Origin of the sequence: Rhizobium grahamii CCGE 502 (assembly GCF_000298315.2) — a bacterium.
Taxonomy (GTDB): domain Bacteria; phylum Pseudomonadota; class Alphaproteobacteria; order Rhizobiales; family Rhizobiaceae; genus Rhizobium; species Rhizobium grahamii.
This window is the reverse complement of sequence record NZ_AEYE02000029.1, coordinates 395137-412777: the sequence shown is the minus strand read 5'-3', so window position 1 is coordinate 412777 and position 17641 is coordinate 395137. Positions and strand designations below refer to the sequence as shown.

General features: G+C 59.3%; 16 protein-coding genes and 1 pseudogene. 9 read left to right on the top strand and 8 right to left on the bottom strand.

Annotated features, from left to right (window positions below; genetic code table 11):
• The first annotated feature begins 134 nt into the window (after nt 1-134).
• Nucleotides 135-572 carry a metallopeptidase family protein gene (locus RGCCGE502_RS23850; RefSeq protein WP_016556767.1) on the top strand — a complete coding sequence of 146 codons (438 nt, stop codon included), beginning with the start codon at nt 135-137 and terminating at the stop codon, nt 570-572.
• 8 nt (nt 573-580) lie between these two features.
• Here the strand turns inward: RGCCGE502_RS23850 and RGCCGE502_RS23845 are convergent, their stop codons facing one another.
• On the bottom strand, nt 581-787 hold the full coding sequence (locus RGCCGE502_RS23845) for a DUF1737 domain-containing protein (protein ID WP_016556766.1): 207 nt from the start codon (nt 785-787) through the stop codon (nt 581-583).
• Nucleotides 788-800: 13 nt separating this feature from the next.
• The gene (locus RGCCGE502_RS23840) at nt 801-1709 is read right to left on the bottom strand and encodes an HpcH/HpaI aldolase/citrate lyase family protein (protein ID WP_040675546.1); all 909 of its coding nucleotides are present in this window, start codon (nt 1707-1709) and stop codon (nt 801-803) included.
• A 112-nt stretch (nt 1710-1821) separates the two neighbouring features.
• On the opposite strand from RGCCGE502_RS23840, the gene RGCCGE502_RS23835 reads away from it, so the two are divergent.
• From RGCCGE502_RS23835 to leuD, 3 genes are all read left to right on the top strand, one after another.
• Complete coding sequence (locus RGCCGE502_RS23835; protein WP_016556764.1) at nt 1822-2064, top strand: hypothetical protein; 243 nt, start codon at nt 1822-1824, stop codon at nt 2062-2064.
• A 112-nt stretch (nt 2065-2176) separates the two neighbouring features.
• Nucleotides 2177-2605 (top strand): VOC family protein, encoded by a 429-nt coding sequence (locus RGCCGE502_RS23830; protein ID WP_016556763.1) that lies wholly within the window; start codon nt 2177-2179, stop codon nt 2603-2605.
• Between the two features lie 138 nt (nt 2606-2743).
• On the top strand, nt 2744-3352 hold the full coding sequence (leuD, locus tag RGCCGE502_RS23825) for a 3-isopropylmalate dehydratase small subunit (RefSeq protein ID WP_016556762.1): 609 nt from the start codon (nt 2744-2746) through the stop codon (nt 3350-3352).
• Nucleotides 3353-3413: 61 nt separating this feature from the next.
• Here leuD and RGCCGE502_RS23820 read toward each other — a convergent pair whose 3' ends face one another.
• Entirely contained in the window at nt 3414-4346 is a 933-nt protein-coding gene (locus RGCCGE502_RS23820; RefSeq protein ID WP_016556761.1) for a pyridoxal-phosphate dependent enzyme, read from the bottom strand.
• 176 nt (nt 4347-4522) lie between these two features.
• Here RGCCGE502_RS23820 and leuB point away from each other — a divergent pair, with 176 nt between their 5' ends.
• Together leuB and RGCCGE502_RS23810 are read left to right on the top strand one after the other, a co-directional pair.
• On the top strand, nt 4523-5635 hold the full coding sequence (gene leuB / locus RGCCGE502_RS23815; protein WP_016556760.1) for a 3-isopropylmalate dehydrogenase: 1113 nt from the start codon (nt 4523-4525) through the stop codon (nt 5633-5635).
• 118 nt (nt 5636-5753) lie between these two features.
• Nucleotides 5754-6512 (top strand): phosphatase PAP2 family protein, encoded by a 759-nt coding sequence (locus RGCCGE502_RS23810; RefSeq protein ID WP_016556759.1) that lies wholly within the window; start codon nt 5754-5756, stop codon nt 6510-6512.
• A 69-nt stretch (nt 6513-6581) separates the two neighbouring features.
• Here the strand turns inward: RGCCGE502_RS23810 and RGCCGE502_RS23805 are convergent, their stop codons facing one another.
• The 3 genes and pseudogenes from RGCCGE502_RS23805 to RGCCGE502_RS23795 form a co-directional block, all read right to left on the bottom strand.
• Nucleotides 6582-8468: an MFS transporter gene (locus RGCCGE502_RS23805; protein ID WP_016556758.1), complete on the bottom strand. Its 1887-nt coding sequence runs from the start codon at nt 8466-8468 to the stop codon at nt 6582-6584.
• Nucleotides 8469-8680: 212 nt separating this feature from the next.
• Nucleotides 8681-9028: pseudogene (locus RGCCGE502_RS23800) on the bottom strand (VOC family protein); the annotation flags it as partial.
• Nucleotides 9029-9143: 115 nt separating this feature from the next.
• A complete protein-coding gene (locus RGCCGE502_RS23795; protein ID WP_016556756.1) occupies nt 9144-10907 on the bottom strand; it encodes a glucan ABC transporter ATP-binding protein/ permease in 1764 nt (587 codons plus the stop codon).
• Between the two features lie 322 nt (nt 10908-11229).
• Here RGCCGE502_RS23795 and RGCCGE502_RS23790 point away from each other — a divergent pair, with 322 nt between their 5' ends.
• The 3 genes from RGCCGE502_RS23790 to RGCCGE502_RS23780 all read left to right on the top strand — a co-directional run bounded on the left by RGCCGE502_RS23790 (nt 11230) and on the right by RGCCGE502_RS23780 (nt 16179).
• Nucleotides 11230-11970, top strand: a complete 741-nt coding sequence (locus RGCCGE502_RS23790) for a helix-turn-helix transcriptional regulator (RefSeq protein ID WP_016556755.1) — start codon at nt 11230-11232, stop codon at nt 11968-11970.
• Nucleotides 11971-12084: 114 nt separating this feature from the next.
• Nucleotides 12085-15549 (top strand): pyruvate carboxylase, encoded by a 3465-nt coding sequence (pyc, locus tag RGCCGE502_RS23785; protein WP_016556754.1) that lies wholly within the window; start codon nt 12085-12087, stop codon nt 15547-15549.
• A gap of 69 nt (nt 15550-15618) precedes the next feature.
• Nucleotides 15619-16179, top strand: a complete 561-nt coding sequence (locus RGCCGE502_RS23780) for an NADPH-dependent FMN reductase (protein ID WP_016556753.1) — start codon at nt 15619-15621, stop codon at nt 16177-16179.
• 21 nt (nt 16180-16200) lie between these two features.
• Here RGCCGE502_RS23780 and RGCCGE502_RS23775 read toward each other — a convergent pair whose 3' ends face one another.
• Together RGCCGE502_RS23775 and RGCCGE502_RS23770 are read right to left on the bottom strand one after the other, a co-directional pair.
• Entirely contained in the window at nt 16201-16962 is a 762-nt protein-coding gene (locus tag RGCCGE502_RS23775; RefSeq protein WP_016556752.1) for an amino acid ABC transporter ATP-binding protein, read from the bottom strand.
• The gene (locus RGCCGE502_RS23770; RefSeq protein ID WP_016556751.1) at nt 16959-17639 is read right to left on the bottom strand and encodes an amino acid ABC transporter permease; all 681 of its coding nucleotides are present in this window, start codon (nt 17637-17639) and stop codon (nt 16959-16961) included. The genes RGCCGE502_RS23775 and RGCCGE502_RS23770 overlap by 4 nt, the downstream gene beginning before the upstream one ends.
• Nucleotides 17640-17641: the final 2 nt, after the last annotated feature.

The following is a 17641-nucleotide window of genomic DNA, read 5'->3' as shown; positions in this document are numbered from 1 at the left end:
TTATGTTCTTATGGATTCCAGAGGCGGGCGAAAGAGTCAACAGCCATTTGATGTGAATTTATTCCTGCCTTTGATTCCGCTCTCGAAAATCGTACGCAAAGGTTCTATATGGGCCGCAAAGGAAGGGAATTTTTATGGCCCGCATAGACCAGAGCGATAATTGGCAGGATCGCCACGCTCCGACGATCAGCACTTTCGAGTCCCTGGCGATGGAAGCTTATAGCCATCTGCCGGAAGAATTCCGCTCGCTGACCACCAATCTGACGATCGAGATTGAGGATTTCCCTGACGACGACGTGTTCGAGGACATGGCGCTGGAAACGCCGTTCGACTTGCTCGGCCTCTTTGAAGGCCGAGGCATCTCGGAGCGTTTTACGATGGAAACCGGCGAATTGCCGAACCGTATCCGTCTCTATCGGCGGCCGATCCTCGACTATTGGGCCGAGAACGACGAGACGCTGGGCGATATAATCACTCACGTCCTCATCCACGAGATCGGCCACCATTTCGGTCTTAGCGATGACGACATGGAGCGGATCGAGGCGAGCGCCGAAGAGGCGGCCGAACGCTAAGCTTTCGCTTACTGTTCGGACAGCTTCATGTCCGGGTGGTAGTCCTTGCCTTCGACTTCCTTGACGATCGCCTGAGCGCACATCACCTGGCCGGTCTGCGTGTTGAAGGTCATCGACGGCGAGCCGTTCAACGACCAGCCCTTGTTGAGGGCGTCGGTTACGCGGTGACAGAAAGCGGCATCATCCTGGCCGGTCAGAAGGCGATAAAGCTTCATCTAAAGTCGTCTTTCACTTCGCCGTTTGGCGTTCTGCAATCAGGCGGGCTTTATGAACCAGACTTTCCGCCTGGACAAGGTGTAGCCGCTCGATCATCCGACCATTGGCATTGATGACATTCAGGCCATTTGTAGCGGGGTCGGCAAAGGCGGTGATGATCGCCTCCGCCTCGGCAATTGCCGCCTCATCCGGGCCGAAATGCCGGTTGGCGGCTTCGATCTGAGCCGGATGAATCAGCATCTTGCCGTCGAAGCCCATGGCGCGGGCGTGCGCGCATTCGGCATCGAAGGCATCGGCATCCTTGAAATCGTTGAAGACGCTGTCGATCGCGTCGAGGCCATAGGCGCGCACGGCAAGTACCACCTGCATCAGCCAGGGCACGAGATAGGTACGGCCCGGCTGTGGCAAGACGCCGGTCTCCTTGCGCAGGTCGTTGAGGCCGACGACGAAACAATCGAGCCGTGAGCCCGGCGTGCGCCCGGCCTCGGCAATCGCGGCCGCGTTCAGAATGCCACGGGGCGTTTCGATCATCGCCCAGATGCGGAGACTTTCCGGCGCGTCGGCATCGGCAAGCCGGTCGCTGACGGACATCACATCCTGCGGCTCGTCCACTTTCGGCAGGAGCACGGCATCCGGCTCCAGTGCCAGGACCAGTTCCATGTCCGTATTGCCGAATGTGGAATCAAGCGCATTGATGCGGATGATCCGCTCCTTGTTCACAAGGGGGGCGCCCGAAAAAAACGTCTTCAGATTGTCGCGGGCTTCCGCCTTCCGTTCCGGGGCCACGGAGTCTTCGAGATCGAAGATGACGGCGTCGCAATCGAGCGCATGGGTCTTTTCCAGGGCGCGCGCATTGATGGCAGGGACGCTCAGCACCGAGCGGCGCAGGTTCAAGGAACGAGTCGGAGAATTGCGGGTCATCACAAATGTGTGCCAAGCTTTGTGATGGGTGGCAAGACAACAAAAAGCCATGCTCACCTTGCAGAGAAAGAAAAGAAGGACCACATTCCTTTCCGAAGAAAGGTCTAAAACCATGCAAAGCATTCGTTCCGTCTTCCTCCTGCTCGCAGGCATCACCGCCTTCGTTGCGCTGGCGTTCGTCACCTTTTCCGTGACGCTGGCAGTCGGTGGTATTCTGACGGTGCTTATGGTCGGCCGCGCGCTTTCGCTGAAGATGAAGCCGGCGCCGGTGCGCGCCACAGCCAAGGCAAAGTCACATTCCGGCGAGAACATGCGCATCTGGAATGATGGTCGCGGTACGATCATCGACCTCTGATTTTCGCGTCAGTTCCAGAAAAATTTCGAGATCACTGTCGGCTCGACTGATCTTCCCGCGTCCTTGAAAGGTCTGGGCTTTGGCCCGAACCAATCAAATCATGGAGGACAGTATGGATACCGCAACGGAAACCGGCACGATGCAGATGCCGCCGGTCAAGAATGGCTTGCTGCCTTATGTCACGGTCGACGGCGCGCTGAAGGCCGCGGAGTTCTACAAGCGTGCGTTTGGTGCCGAGCAGGCCTTTGTCGTTCCGCCGGATGAAAACGGCCGGACGATGCATGTTCACCTCTACATCAACGGAAGCTCGCTGATGTTGTCCGATGCCTATCCCGAGCACGGTCATCCGTTTCAAAAGCACCAGGGCTTCACGCTTCAGCTTGTTATCGACGATATCGATTTCTGGTGGGAGCGCGCCGTTGCCGCCGGCGTAGAGGTGATCATGCCTGTTCAGCTGATGTTCTGGGGCGATCGATATGGCCAGGTGCGTGACCCGTTCGGCGTGCTCTGGGCCATGAATGCACCAGCGAAGGCAAGTTGATCTCACCGTGATCATGGCTGGCTGCGCGTCGAATCCGCGCGCAGCCACTCCCGCGATATAAATTTTCCTTCATTTCGGTCAAAATCTGGACTAAACGCTGATCAACAAAACTACGTCTGCTGACATTGGAGCCAGGCCATGGACAAATTCGTAAAGCTGACGGGCGTCGCTGCCCCTCTGCCGGTTGTCAACATCGATACCGACATGATCATTCCAAAGGACTACCTGAAGACGATCAAGCGCACAGGTCTTGGCAAGGGTCTTTTCGCCGAAGCCCGGTACAATGAAGACGGCTCCGTGAACCCGGACTTTGTGCTGAACAAGCCGGCCTATCAGAATGCAAAGATCCTCGTTGCCGGCGACAACTTCGGTTGCGGCTCCTCGCGCGAGCATGCGCCGTGGGCGCTTCTCGACTTCGGCATCCGTTGCGTCATCTCGACCAGCTTCGCCGACATCTTCTACAACAACTGTTTCAAGAACGGCATTCTGCCGATCAAGGTCAGCCAGGAAAGCCTCGACAAGCTGATGGACGACGCCTCCCGCGGTTCCAACGCGATCCTGACGGTTGACCTGGAAAACCTCGAAATCACCGGTCCGGACGGCGGTTCGATCAAGTTCGATCTCGACGAATTCAAGCGTCACTGCCTTCTGAATGGCCTCGACGATATCGGCCTGACGCTGGAAAAGGGCAAGGCGATCGACAGCTTCGAAGCCAAGAACACGGCATCGCGCCCCTGGGCTGCGTAAGTCTGATAAAACATGGCATTTCGTCAAAGCCGGGCTTTTACCCGGCTTTTTCTTTGGTGGCTTACAGCAACCGTTCTTTCCAGGCCTTCAATTTCTCCAGCGAGACGCCGATGCCACCGCAGACCTCGATCAGCGGATTTTTGAAGCGAGCTAGGACGTCGGCATGCACGTCAGCGACCGCCAGGGCAGCCCCACAGGCGGGCTCGACCAGAATGCGATAGGCGTCGGCGAATTTCAGGCAAGCGGCGACAGTCTGCGCATCGGTGACCGTGACGCTCTCTATCGGATGGTGCTTCGGCAGATCGAAGACGTGCTGGGCCACCTGGCGGGCACCGAGAGAGCTGGCTATTGAGGTGATCGCTGGCAAGGTGATGCGTTCGCCTGCGGCAAGGCTGGCATGAAGCGAAGCGGCTCCTTCGGTTTCGACGGCGATGACCGGCAGGTCAGACAGACCGTTTCGCTTGAGACCGGCAACGATGCCCGCGAGCAAGCCGCCACCGCCAACGCTCGTGATGACGCAATCAAACTCGGTGCCTTTTGCGACAACCTCGTCGATCAATGTGCCATGCCCCTCCCATAGAAGAGGATGGTCGAACGGATGTACGTAGGCCGCTTCTCTGGCATTCGCTTGCTCAATTGCAAAAGCGTTGGCTTCGTCGAATACCGTTCCATGGACTAGAACCGTGGCGCCGGTTGCCGCGATTGATTGGCGAACTTCCGCCGACGTCGTCTCGGGCACAACGATGGTCACCGGAATGCCGAGCGACCGGCCGGCATAAGCGGCAGCGATCCCGGCGTTGCCGCCGGAGGCACAGAAAATCTCGCGGGCGCCGTTCTCGATTTCATGCTGGCAGAGCCTGCCAACGCCGCGGAGCTTGAAGCTTCCCGAAGGCTGCAGCGCGTCGAGCTTCAGCCATAGCGGCTTGTGGCTTGCGCTGTAATCGGCGGAAGTGCGGAAGAGCGGCGTGTCGAGGTGGAGTGGTGCAGATGGCATGGTGGTACCCGATGAGCTTGGCGATACAGGCTCTCCTTGTGGACCCGCTTGCGCTGGTCGGTCAACGAGGGATCTCGCCGTAATTCCGCAACCGTACCGAATCGGCCTCGCGCTCGCTTGAAATGCCGTTTTTGCAGGTCTAAGAAGCCGCAACTTGTTTTTCCGCGGAGGGTTTCATGACAGCGCGCAATCTTTTCCTGCTGCCGGGCGACGGCATCGGCCCAGAGGCCATGGGTGAGGTCCGCAAGATCATTGCCTATATGAATGAGGCAATGAATGCCGGCTTCGTCACCGACGAAGGCCTGGTCGGCGGTAGCGCCTATGATGCGCATGGTGCCGCGATCTCCGAAGGCGACATGCAGAAGGCGCTTGCCGCCGATGCCGTTCTCTTCGGTGCTGTCGGCGGCCCGAAGTGGGATGACGTTCCCTATGAAGTGCGTCCGGAAGCCGGTCTGTTGCGCCTGCGCAAGGATCTGGAGCTGTTCGCCAACCTGCGTCCGGCCATCTGCTACCCGGCGCTCGCTGCCGCTTCCTCGCTGAAGCCGGAGCTGGTCGAGGGCCTCGATATCCTGATCATCCGCGAGCTGACCGGCGGCGTCTATTTCGGCGAGCCGAAGACCATTACCGATCTCGGCAATGGCCAGAAGCGCGCGATTGACACGCAGGTTTATGACACCTACGAGATCGAGCGCATCTCGGCCGTGGCCTTCGAAATGGCCCGCACGCGTCAGAATCGCGTTTGCTCAATGGAAAAGCGCAACGTCATGAAGTCGGGCGTGTTGTGGAACCAGGTGGTCACCGCTACACACAAGGACAAGTATTCCGACGTCAAGCTTGAGCACATGCTGGCGGATGCCGGCGGCATGCAGCTGGTTCGTGCGCCGAAGCAGTTCGACGTCATCGTCACCGACAACCTGTTCGGCGACATGCTGTCCGACGTTGCAGCCATGCTGACGGGCTCGCTCGGCATGTTGCCCTCGGCCTCGCTCGGCGCGCCGGATGCCAAGACCGGCAAGCGCAAGGCCCTCTATGAGCCGGTGCACGGTTCGGCTCCTGACATCGCCGGCCAAGGCATTGCCAATCCGATCGCGATGATTGCGTCCTTTGCCATGTGCCTGCGCTATTCCTTCAACCTCGTGCAGGAAGCCGACAACCTCGAAAAGGCGATCGCCAACGTGCTCGAAAAGGGCATCCGCACCGGCGACATCATGGCCGAAGGTGCCAAGAAGGTTGGAACCACCGAGATGGGTGACGCGATCCTCGCCGAATTCAGGGCCCTTTCTGCCTGATATTTCACGTGAAACACGCTTTTGGCCTTCCGCATCGACCGGTGCGGAAGGCCTTTGCTTGAAGGCGGATGATGCCGTTCCTATTTCCGTTCTGCACTGAGCAACGAGCGGGAGTAGAATGAACGAAGCCATCGATCGTAAGCCGAACTGCTGGAGCTATTTGCGAAAGCGCTACACTGCGCGGCGCTCAATCCACCGTCGGGTTCCCTGGCAAGGCTTCGCGCTTTTTGCCATCAACGCTGTTGCCATTGCCTTCTTCGTCTTCGACCGCCCGTTGGGGCAGGCAGTCAAAAGCCTTTCGCCTCCGCTGGTGTCGATCGCCGGGGATGTCACCGACGTCGGCAAGCTTGTCTGGATTCTCGTCGGTCTTTTGACAATACTAGCGACTGGCTATTTCGTTCGTCGACGACTATGGAAGGTGCGCGGCCGTTTCCGGCTCGCCTATTTCGGGCAGATGACAGCCTATGTCGGGTTCTCGGTTCTGTTCGCCAGCATCGTTTCCAATCTGCTGAAGTTCGCAATCGGGCGTGCTCGACCGCTGCTTTATGATCAGGAAGGCATTTTCAGCTTCGTCCCTTTCAGCACTGATTTTCTTCATCAGAGCTTTCCGTCGGGTCACTCCTCCAACGTCGGCGCTCTGTTCATGGCGCTGGCGCTTCTCTTTCCACGGTTCCGCCTCGGCTTCATCGGCATCGGTCTTTGGCTTGGAGCCACGCGCGTCATCATTGGCGTGCACTATCCCAGCGATGTGGCGGCCGGCCTCGCATTGGGCGCGTGGTTGGCTTTTGCGACATCCATTTTGTTTGCACGCTTCGGACTGGTCTTCTCGATCGGTCGTGATGGTTGGCCGACGCCGAGGCTCAGCCGCCTTCTCTAGGCTTGGCCAGACACGAAAAAGCCCGGCGTCTTGCGGGCGCCGGGCTTTCTTAGATTTCGGTTACCTGGATCAATCCATCGCGTGGATGTCGCGATCCTTCGTTTCCGGCAGGAAGATGAGACCGATGACCAGTGTGATTGTGGCGAACACGATCGGATACCAGAGACCGTAGTAGATGTCGCCGGTTGCCGCGCTCATTGCGAAGGCCGTTGCGGGCAAGAGGCCACCGAACCAACCATTGCCGATATGGTAGGGCAGGGACATGCCGGTGTAACGGATTCGGGTCGGGAAGAGTTCGACCAGAAGCGCCGCGATCGGGCCATAGACCATCGTAACGTAGATCACGAGCACGAAGAGAATGGCAATCGTACCGATCCAGTTGACGCGGGCCGGGTCGGCCGTCATGGCAAAGCTGCCGCCATTGGCGATGCTATAGACCGCCATATCGGTGGCACCCTTCGCTTCATCAGCCGTTAAGAGCTTGTCAACGACGAGCTTGTCTGCCGGCACGGTCTGCTTTTCACCGGCGCGGACTGCATCGGCGTTGAGAGCAAGCTCCGGGTTGGCTGCAATGAAGGCGTCCAGTTTTGCATCTGGAACCTTGATGGCACCGCGCTTCAGCGGATATCCGGCATCATGAAGGGCGATGTTGACGCCTTTTTCAAAGGCGCCGGTCATTGCCTTTGCCTTGTCGCCGGCGGCGACGGCGTCGAAGCTGGCGATAGTTTCGTCACCGATTTTTACGGTTGCGGGCTGCCCCGCCGGGCCAGGCACGACGTCATAAGGCACCGAGTTCTTGGTCAGGAAAGCCGTTGCCACATCGCAGGAACTCGTAAACTTCGCGGTTCCGGTCGGATTGAACTGGAATTTGCAATCCGCCGGGTCGGCTGTGACCGTGGCCCGTACGGAAGCCTGTGCTTCGGCAAGCGCCGGATTGGCCGTCCAGGTCATGGCCTTGAACAGCGGGTTATAGGTCACTGCTGCGATCAACAGGCCGGCCATGATGATCGGCTTGCGGCCGATCCTGTCCGACAGGCCGCCAAAGACGACGAAGAAGGGTGTGCCGAGGATGAGGGCAATCGCCACCATGATGTTTGCCGATTGCAGATCGACCTTGAGGACGTTCTGCAGGAAAAACAGCGCATAGAACTGACCGCCGTACCACACGACTGCCTGACCCATCGTTGCGCCGAGAAGCGCGATCAGGGCGATCTTCGCATTTTTCCATTGGCCGAAGGCTTCGGTCAGTGGCGCCTTGGACCCCTTGCCTTCGGCCTTCATGCGCTGGAATGCCGGCGACTCGTTCATCTTCAGACGGATCCAGACGGAGACGCCGAGAAGCACGACCGAGAGCAGGAACGGGATACGCCAGCCCCATGCTGCAAAAGCTTCCTTGCCCATCAGAAACTGAACGCCGACGATGACGATCAGAGAAAGGAAGAGGCCGAGCGTTGCAGTGGTTTGGATCCACGAGGTGAAGTAGCCGCGGCGCCCATTTGGCGCGTGTTCGGCCACATAGGTTGCCGCGCCACCATACTCACCACCGAGCGCCAGACCCTGCAGGAGGCGAAGGCCGATCAGGATGATGGGTGCTGCGATGCCGATCGATGCAGCACCGGGAAGAATACCGACGAGGAACGTCGAGAGACCCATGATGAGGATCGTGACCAAGAACGTGTATTTGCGGCCGACGAGATCGCCGAGGCGCCCGAAAACCAGCGCGCCAAACGGGCGCACCAGGAAGCCGGCGGCGAAGGCCAGAAGCGTGAAGATGTTGCGCGTCGCTTCCGGATACTGGGTGAAGTAGGTCGCGCCGATATAGGTGGCGAGCGAACCATAAAGATAGAAGTCATACCATTCGAAAACCGTGCCGAGCGACGAGGCGAAGATAACCTTCTTCTCCTCGCCCGTCATCGGACCGGCTTTTGTGCCGTCGACGCTTGCGATATTTGCCATTTTCTGTCCTCCACAGAACGATCTGAAACGCGGCGCGCGACCTTGCTCTCCTCAAAGCATACCCCGGGTCGCGGTTCGCCTGATGAGAGTGTGACAGAAAAGCTCATCCATACAGAGAGCGGCTTTGGGATTATGACTTTAGTCTAACGCCTTTGCAGGGACGGCCGACGCCGTGCGACGGTGCCGGATCGGCTGGACTTTTGATCTCCTGGCCTGTGCGAAAGGATATTTACGACTGTCCCGAAGGGATCGCGCACATAGAAGCGACGAACGCCCCAAGTCTCGTCGGCTGGGCCGTAAATGACCTCGAATGCCGATGAGCTCATGGCCACGAAGACTTCATCGACGTCGTCGACTTCGATCGAAAGACCCGGGACGGGCGTCCCGGAGCCGCCCTCGCTCGCGAAGCTTACCTGGACGGGCATTGACTGGTTTGAGCCAAAGGTGGAGATCCAGCCGTGATCCATGAGGATGTCGAGGCCCAGAATATCCTGATAGAAGACCTTCGCGGCAAGAGGGTCGGCGGTCTCGATGTTTGCTACGATTCGCAGGACCTTCATGTCGCCTCCTCAGCCACACCAGTTTTGCCTAAATTATGCGTGAACTCCCAAGCGGCAAGAAAAAAGCCGGGCGGCGAAGTGCCGTCCGGCTGTTGTTCATACGATCCCTTCAGCCTTACGCGGCTTCGGTCGTGTGTGCCTTGCGAACTTCTTCATCCGTCAGGATGCCGCTAGCGCGCAACAATGCCGCAAAGCGACCGTTGCTATGGCTGAGCTCATCGAAGCTACCTTCTTCAACGACGCGGCCGCCATCCAGGAACAGCACCTTGTCAGCTTCACGAACCGTGGAAAGACGGTGCGCGATGATGAAGGTCGTGCGGTTCTGGCGCAGGTTGTCGATTGCGGCCTTCACGCGGTTTTCCGTTTCGACATCAAGTGCGCTTGTTGCCTCGTCGAGCACCAGGATCGGTGCATCCTTGAGGATGGCGCGGGCGATTGCCACACGCTGACGTTCACCGCCCGAGAGCTTGTTGCCGCGCTCACCGACGTGGGTGTCATACTGGTCCTCACGTGTCTCGATGAAGTCGGCTGCGGCGGCAGCTTCGGCTGCACGGCGCATGTCTTCATCCGAAGCGCCTTCCCGGCCGAGGCGAATGTTGTCGCTGATCGAACGGTTGAGCAAGCCGGCATCCTGGAACACGGTTGCGATGTAGCGGCGAAGCGACTTGCGGGTGATCTTCGTCGTATCATGACCATCGACCAAGATCTGGCCGCTGTCCGGATCGTAGACGCGCTGCAGAAGGTTGATCATCGTCGTCTTGCCGGAGCCGGTCGGGCCGACGATCGCAACCGTCTGGCCAGCCTTGGCGGTGAACGACACGTTGTGCAGACCCTGCGCGGTGTTGCCGAAGCGGAACGACACGTTGCGGAACTCGACCTCGCCCTTGACGTCGGTGATATCGGCATTGCCGGCCGGCTCTTCGCGGTCGCGGACAGAGTCTTCAAGCGAATAGAAGTCTTCGAGCTTCGAACGGGCTTCGAAGATCTGCGTCGCGAACTGGCGCATCTGGTCGAGGCGCGAGATTAGCAGGTTCGCAAAACCGATGAAGGCAATGACGTCACCGATGCGCAGTTCGCCGGACTGAACCATCAGCGTACCGATCACCAGGATGATCATCATGGCGATGGTCGATGCCATGCGGTTCATGGCGCCGGCCAGAGCCCACCAGTCGAGAACCGGATACTGAGCCTGCAGCAGACGGTCGGCAAAGGACCTCAGGGCCTTGGTTTCCGCCTCAATACGGTTGTAGCTGTGCAGGACCGATACGTTGCTGATCGAATCGCTGACGTGCGAGAAAACCGTGTGGTAGTGGTTTTCGACCGAAGCCTGCCCGTCTTTGGTGCGGCTCATGACGAGACGACCGATAAGCCAGTAGGCAATACCGAGCACAACCAGCACGCCCGAAAGACGCAGGTCCATGGACATCGCAGTCGGCACCAGAAGCGCGATGGCTACGACCGTCGCCAGGTGATTGCGCATGAACTCCAGCCACAGGCCGAAAAGCGTTTCACAGGCGCGAAGCAGCGTATGCAGCGCATTCGACGTGCCGCGCTGGTGATGCCAGGAGAGCGGCATGGAGATAATGCGGCCGAATGCTTCCGTCAGCAGCGTGGCGCGACGGCCATGAGCCAGTCGGTCAGCCTCACGAGCGACAAGAACGAACGCTATGGTGTTGAAGACGGCAAAGCCGGCCCACATGAAAAGAATGGGTTTGACTTCACCCTTGCCTGAAATCGCGTCGATGATGCGACCGAACAAAATCGGTTCAGCGATCGTGATCGCGGCAAGCACGATGTTCGCAATAACGACCAGGGATACGCGGAGCTTGTAAGCGCCAAGATAGCGCAAAGCTCGAGCATAGACCTTGAATAGCGACACGGCGATACCTCTTGTGCATGTGCGAAATAAGGGACGCTGCAACGCTACAAAAAGATACCTGAACCAGCGATTAACAGAGCGTTCAGGCAGGCGGCAATGGCCAGATTCTTTTGCTTGAGCGGCGATCTCTCAGGGGCTATTTCCGCCAGCCTTTTGAAATTTTTTGGGGCGCATAGCAATTTTCGCAATTTTCGCTTGCGCCCCGGGGTCGGGCTGGCACACCATAGATTGACGCTTGCTTTGCGTCGAAGGGCCCCAGGCAAGCACGTCCCACTGGTTCGTGACATTCGGCGCGGAGCCCAATTGGGGTAGGGGCATTTCCGTGAATATTCATTCTTTAATTCAATTGCTTGTCGTTTTGGAAGAGTGTCGCAGACCTGAAGGAGTTGTCGCCGAACTGGAGCATGCCATCCACGCCTACGGGTTCCAGTACTACGGCCTTTTGCGACATCTGAAAGCGACTGAAGATCCAATCAGTCTGATGTTTGCCGGTCATTGGCCGGAGAAGTGGCCACAGATCTATATTTCGAAGAAATACGTTTTGACTGACCCGACGGTTCGCTATCTCGCATATGCGCAAAGACCGTTTCGTTGGAGAGACAGCCTGGCCGCCTTCCGCAAGGATCCGCACTATCGCCGGATGGAGCAGATGATGGCCGACGCACATGGCCATGGGCTTAGGGACGGCTACATTTTTCCTATCCACGGTCGAAACGGCATCCTCGGTACCATGAGCGTCGGCGGAACGCAGGTCGATCTGTCTCCGGTCGAAATCTCACTGTTTGATGCCATAGCGCGAAAAGCGTTCTGGCGACTGCTCGAGCTCAAGGGTGAGATGCACACGCTCGAAGAAGTTTCCGGCATCGACACGCGGTTGACGCGCCGCGAGATGGAGATACTGCAATATCTTGCAGAGGGCATGACCTCCGTTGAGATCGGAAAACGCCTCAAGATTTCCAATCATACCGTCGACTGGTACATGAACGGCCTGCAAGACAAGCTGAAGGCAAGAAACAGACAGCACGCCGTTGCTGTCGCCTTTCGTCACGGACTCCTCACTTAGTCTGAGAAATTCTATCTTAGTCGTTTCTGGAAATTGAACTTTCCGTGACAGCACGTTAAGACTTCTCTTCGCGGGTGCAGCAATTGCCCGTTTCGATGCCGTGAGGAGACAGCATTGCCCATTTCCAAGATACTTGTTGCCAACCGTTCGGAAATTGCCATCCGCGTGTTTCGCGCGGCCAACGAGCTCGGGATAAAAACGGTCGCGATATGGGCGGAAGAAGACAAACTGGCACTGCACAGGTTTAAGGCCGACGAGAGTTACCAGGTCGGCCGTGGACCGCATCTTGCCCGGGATCTCGGCCCAATCGAGAGCTATCTGTCGATCGACGAAGTGATCCGCGTCGCCAAGCTTTCGGGCGCCGATGCGATCCATCCGGGTTACGGCCTGCTGTCGGAAAGCCCGGAATTCGTCGATGCCTGTAACAAGGCAGGCATCATCTTCATCGGCCCGACGGCCGACACCATGCGTCAGCTCGGCAACAAGGTTGCGGCTCGCAATCTGGCGATCTCGGTCGGCGTGCCCGTCGTGCCGGCAACCGAGCCGCTGCCTGACGATATGGCTGAGGTCGCCAAGATGGCGGCGGCGATCGGCTATCCCGTTATGCTCAAGGCTTCCTGGGGGGGCGGCGGGCGCGGTATGCGCGTCATTCGCTCGGAAGCCGATCTTGCGCGCGAGGTGACGGAAGCCAAGCGCGAGGCGATGGCTGCCTTCGGCAAGGACGAGGTCTATCTGGAAAAGCTCGTCGAGCGCGCTCGTCACGTCGAAAGCCAGATTCTCGGCGATACGCACGGCAACGTCGTGCATCTCTTCGAGCGCGACTGCTCGATCCAGCGCCGCAACCAAAAAGTCGTCGAGCGCGCGCCGGCGCCTTACCTCAGCGAGGCGCAGCGCCAGGAACTCGCGGCCTACTCGCTGAAGATCGCGGGTGCCACCAATTACATCGGCGCCGGTACCGTCGAATATCTGATGGATGCCGACACCGGCAAATTCTACTTCATCGAAGTCAATCCGCGCATCCAGGTCGAGCACACGGTCACCGAAGTCGTTACCGGCATCGATATCGTCAAGGCACAGATCCACATTCTTGACGGCTTCGCGATTGGCACGCCAGAGTCGGGCGTGCCCGCGCAGAATGACATTCGCCTCAACGGCCACGCTCTGCAGTGCCGCATCACGACCGAAGATCCCGAGCACAACTTCATCCCTGACTATGGCCGCATCACCGCTTACCGTTCGGCATCCGGCTTCGGCATTCGCCTTGATGGCGGCACCTCCTATTCCGGTGCGATCATCACCCGCTATTACGATCCGCTGCTGGTCAAAGTCACGGCCTGGGCGCCGAGCCCGTCTGAAGCGATCTCGCGTATGGACCGTGCGCTGCGCGAATTCCGCATCCGCGGCGTTGCCACCAACCTGACCTTCCTGGAAGCGATCATCACGCATCCGAAGTTTAGGGATAACAGTTACACCACACGCTTCATCGACTCGACGCCGGAACTCTTCCAGCAGGTTAAACGTGCTGACCGTGCAACCAAGCTGCTCACCTATTTGGCGGACGTGACGGTCAATGGCCATCCGGAAGCCAAGGATCGCCCGAAGCCATCGGCTGACATCGCCGAGCCGGTTGTCCCCTATACCAACGGCAATGGTATTCCCGACGGCACCAAGCAGCTTCTCGACAAGCTCGGCCCGAAGAAGTTCGGTGAGTGGATGCGCAATGAGAAACGCGTGCTGATGACCGATACGACGATGCGCGATGGCCATCAGTCGCTGCTTGCCACGCGCATGCGTACCTACGACATTGCCCGGATCGCCGGCACCTACGCGCATGCGTTGCCGAACCTGCTGTCGCTGGAATGCTGGGGCGGCGCGACCTTCGACGTCTCCATGCGCTTCCTGACGGAAGATCCATGGGAGCGCCTGTCGCTGGTCCGCGAAGCGGCACCAAATCTGCTGCTGCAGATGCTGCTGCGCGGCGCCAATGGCGTCGGCTACAAGAACTATCCTGACAACGTCGTCAAATACTTCGTCCGCCAGGCCGCTGCCGGCGGTATCGATCTCTTCCGCGTCTTCGACTGCCTGAACTGGGTCGAGAACATGCGCGTCTCGATGGATGCGGTGGCCGAAGAGAACAAGCTCTGTGAAGCAGCGATCTGCTACACCGGCGATATCCTGAACTCCGCGCGCCCGAAGTATGACCTCAAGTACTATACGGATCTCGCCGTCGAGCTCGAAAAGGCCGGCGCGCATATCATCGCACTGAAGGACATGGCCGGCCTGTTGAAGCCGGCTGCCGCCAAGGTCTTGTTCAAGGCGCTGCGCGACGCTACCAGCCTGCCGATCCATTTCCACACGCACGACACTTCGGGCATCGCCGCCGCGACGGTTCTCGCCGCAGTCGATGCTGGCGTCGACGCCGTCGATGCCGCGATGGACGCTCTGTCCGGCAATACCTCGCAGCCCTGTCTCGGCTCGATCGTCGAGGCGCTGCGTGGTTCAGAGCGCGATCCGGGTCTCGATCCGGAATGGATCCGCCGCATCTCCTTCTACTGGGAAGCGGTGCGCCATCAGTATGCGGCCTTCGAAAGCGACCTCAAGGGGCCGGCATCGGAAGTCTATCTGCACGAAATGCCGGGTGGCCAGTTCACCAACCTCAAGGAACAGGCCCGCTCGCTCGGCCTCGAGACTCGCTGGCATCAAGTGGCGCAGGCCTATGCCGACGCCAACCAGATGTTCGGCGACATCGTCAAGGTGACGCCGTCCTCGAAGGTCGTTGGCGATATGGCGCTGATGATGGTTTCGCAGGACCTGACGGTCGCCGATGTTGTCAGCACCGACAAGGAAGTCTCCTTCCCGGAATCAGTCGTCTCGATGCTGAAGGGCGATCTCGGTCAGCCACCATCGGGTTGGCCCGAGGCGTTGCAGAAGAAGGCACTGAAGGGTGACGCACCCTATACGGTGCGTCCTGGCTCGCTGCTTGCCGACGCCGATCTCGATGCGGAGCGTAAGACGATCGAGACCAAGCTGGAGCGCGAGGTCAACGACTTCGAATTCGCCTCCTACCTGATGTATCCGAAGGTCTTCACCGACTTCGCGCTGGCATCCGACACCTACGGTCCGGTCTCCGTTCTGCCGACGCCTGCCTATTTCTACGGTCTTGGCGATGGCGAGGAGCTGTTTGCCGATATCGAGAAGGGCAAGACGCTCGTCATCGTCAATCAAGCGATGAGCCAGACCGACAGTCAAGGCATGGTCACTGTCTTCTTCGAGCTCAACGGCCAGCCGCGCCGCATCAAGGTTCCGGATCGCGCTCATGGTGCGACCGGTGCCGCCGCCCGCCGCAAGGCGGAACCCGGCAATGCCGCGCATGTCGGTGCGCCGATGCCGGGCGTCATTTCCCGCGTTTTCGTCTCGCCGGGCCAGACGGTCAACGCCGGCGACGTCCTCGTCTCCATCGAGGCGATGAAGATGGAAACGGCGATCCATGCCGAAAAGGACGGTGCGATCGCGGAAGTGCTGGTCAAGGCGGGCGATCAGATCGACGCCAAGGACCTGTTGGTCAGCTACGCCGGCTGACGAATATCGGAATCAAACGATGGGGCGGCCTCTGGGCCGCCCCATGCATTTTCATGAAAAGGATTTGATATGAGTAAGCTCAAGATTGCTGTCATTGTCGGAAGCACGCGTATCGGCCGCTTTGCGGACCATCCGGCCAAGTGGATTGCCGAGATCGCCGCAAGCCGGCCTGAACTCGAGGTCGAGATTCTCGATCTGTTGGATTATCCGATGTCCTTCCTCGGTCAGGCAAGCGCGACCGAAGCCCAGAACGAAACGGCGGAGCGTTGGAAGAAGAAGCTGCGCGAGTTCGACGGCTACATCTTCACGGCGGCCGAATACAACCACGGCCCGACTGCCGTTCTCAAGAATGCTATCGACCTCGGTGAGTTCATTCACAAGCCGGTCGCTTTCGTCGGTTACGGCGGTGTCGGTGGCGCCCGCGCGGTAGAGCAATTGCGACTGATCTTCGTCGAAATGAGCGCCGTTTCCGTGAAGACCGGCGTTCACATCTCCTTCCCGGAATACCTCTCGGTTATCAAGGACGGAAAGGGCCTGAGCGACTACGCTCACCTCGCCGAGGCCGCCAAGAACCAGCTCGACCAGCTTGTCTGGTGGGGCGAGGCATTGAAGGCTGCCCGCGCAGTCTGACGCTCTAGCCGCCGCCCGTGTCTAAATGTCGTAGGTATGGGCGGCGTTGATTGTCGAGATGAAGCGCTTGGTACGCTCGCGCTCCGGCGCGGTAAAAATGTTCCGTGCACTTCCCGTCTCGACCACGCTGCCGGCCTCGAGAAAGACAACGTCGTTGGCAATCTTGGAGGCGAGACGCAGGTCATGCGTCGCCATCACCATCGTTGTTCCCTCCTTGGCGAGGCGACCGAGAACATCGACGACTTCAGCCGAAAGTTCGGGATCGAGCGCCGATGTCGGTTCATCGCAAAGAAGAACCCGCGGAGACGGGGCAAGCGCGCGGGCGATTGCGACGCGCTGCTGTTGACCGCCCGAGAGCGTCGAGGGCCATGCGTCAGCCTTGTGGGCCATGCCGACCTTCGTCAACAGCTCCATTGCCCGTTCCCGGGCTCTTTCCTTCGGCCACCGCAGAACCGTGATGAGGCCTTCCATCACATTCTCGATGGCGGTTTGATGCGGAAAGAGCTGAAAGTTCTGGAACACCATGCCGGTCTGCCGGCGGATCTTCTGGATTGCCTGCCAGGCAGTCTTCTGCCCCGGTGCAAAGCTCAGCTTCTCCTCACCGAGGCGGATCGTGCCCGCTGTTGGGATTTCCAGCAGGTTGATGCAGCGGAGCAGCGTGCTTTTGCCGCCGCCGGAGGGACCGACGAGCGCCGTGACGCTGCCCTCGGGAATGCGGATGCTGATGTCCTTCAGGATGACGGTGTCGCCGAAGCGCTTTTCGATATGGGAAAGCTCGATCATGCGTTTGCCTCCAGCATGCCGCCATAACGCGCGAAGCGGCGCTCGAGGCGTACCTGCATGGCCGATAGGACGGAGCTCAGCGCAAGGTATATCAACGCAGCTTCGATGTAGAGGATAAGCGGCTCGTACGTGGTTGCGACGATGCGCTGTGCGGCCTGAAACAGTTCGGGTACCGTAATGGCAGCCGCAAGCGAGGTGTCCTTGACCAGCGAGATGAACGTGTTGGAAAGCGGCGGCACCGCCACGCGTCCGGCCTGCGGCAGGATCGTGCGGCTCATCGCCTGGCGCCAGTTCATGCCGATCGAATAGGCCGCTTCCCATTGGCCCTTCGGCACGGACGAGATGACGGCGCGGATGATCTCGGAGCTATAGGCGCCGATGTTGAGCGTAAAGCCGATCAGCGCTGCCGGAAAGGCATCGAGCAGGATGCCGATGCTTGGCAGGCCGTAAAAAATCACGAAGAGCTGCACCAGAAGCGGGGTGCCTCTGATAACCCAGACGTAGAAGCGGGCGATGGCAGCAACCGGCGCCGGTCCGAAAAGCCGGGCGATCGCAGTGATCAGGCCTAGGACGAGGCCGAACGCGAAGGAGAGGAGGGTCAGCGGGATCGTGAAGATCAGGCCGGCCCAGAGGAGGGGTCCGAGCGAATCCGCCATCAAGTGAAGCCAGTTCGGCAAGG

Bases quoted from the DNA above. Each gene is read 5' to 3' on its own strand.
- RGCCGE502_RS23850 (WP_016556767.1), top strand. From the start codon at position 135: ATGGCCCGCATAGACCAGAGCGATAATTGGCAGGATCGCCACGCTCCG.
- RGCCGE502_RS23845 (WP_016556766.1), bottom strand. From the start codon at position 787: ATGAAGCTTTATCGCCTTCTGACCGGCCAGGATGATGCCGCTTTCTGT.
- RGCCGE502_RS23840 (WP_040675546.1), bottom strand. From the start codon at position 1,709: ATGACCCGCAATTCTCCGACTCGTTCCTTGAACCTGCGCCGCTCGGTG.
- RGCCGE502_RS23835 (WP_016556764.1), top strand. From the start codon at position 1,822: ATGCAAAGCATTCGTTCCGTCTTCCTCCTGCTCGCAGGCATCACCGCC.
- RGCCGE502_RS23830 (WP_016556763.1), top strand. From the start codon at position 2,177: ATGGATACCGCAACGGAAACCGGCACGATGCAGATGCCGCCGGTCAAG.
- leuD (WP_016556762.1), top strand. From the start codon at position 2,744: ATGGACAAATTCGTAAAGCTGACGGGCGTCGCTGCCCCTCTGCCGGTT.
- RGCCGE502_RS23820 (WP_016556761.1), bottom strand. From the start codon at position 4,346: ATGCCATCTGCACCACTCCACCTCGACACGCCGCTCTTCCGCACTTCC.
- leuB (WP_016556760.1), top strand. From the start codon at position 4,523: ATGACAGCGCGCAATCTTTTCCTGCTGCCGGGCGACGGCATCGGCCCA.
- RGCCGE502_RS23810 (WP_016556759.1), top strand. From the start codon at position 5,754: ATGAACGAAGCCATCGATCGTAAGCCGAACTGCTGGAGCTATTTGCGA.
- RGCCGE502_RS23805 (WP_016556758.1), bottom strand. From the start codon at position 8,468: ATGGCAAATATCGCAAGCGTCGACGGCACAAAAGCCGGTCCGATGACG.
- RGCCGE502_RS23780 (WP_016556753.1), top strand. From the start codon at position 15,619: ATGAGTAAGCTCAAGATTGCTGTCATTGTCGGAAGCACGCGTATCGGC.
- RGCCGE502_RS23775 (WP_016556752.1), bottom strand. From the start codon at position 16,962: ATGATCGAGCTTTCCCATATCGAAAAGCGCTTCGGCGACACCGTCATC.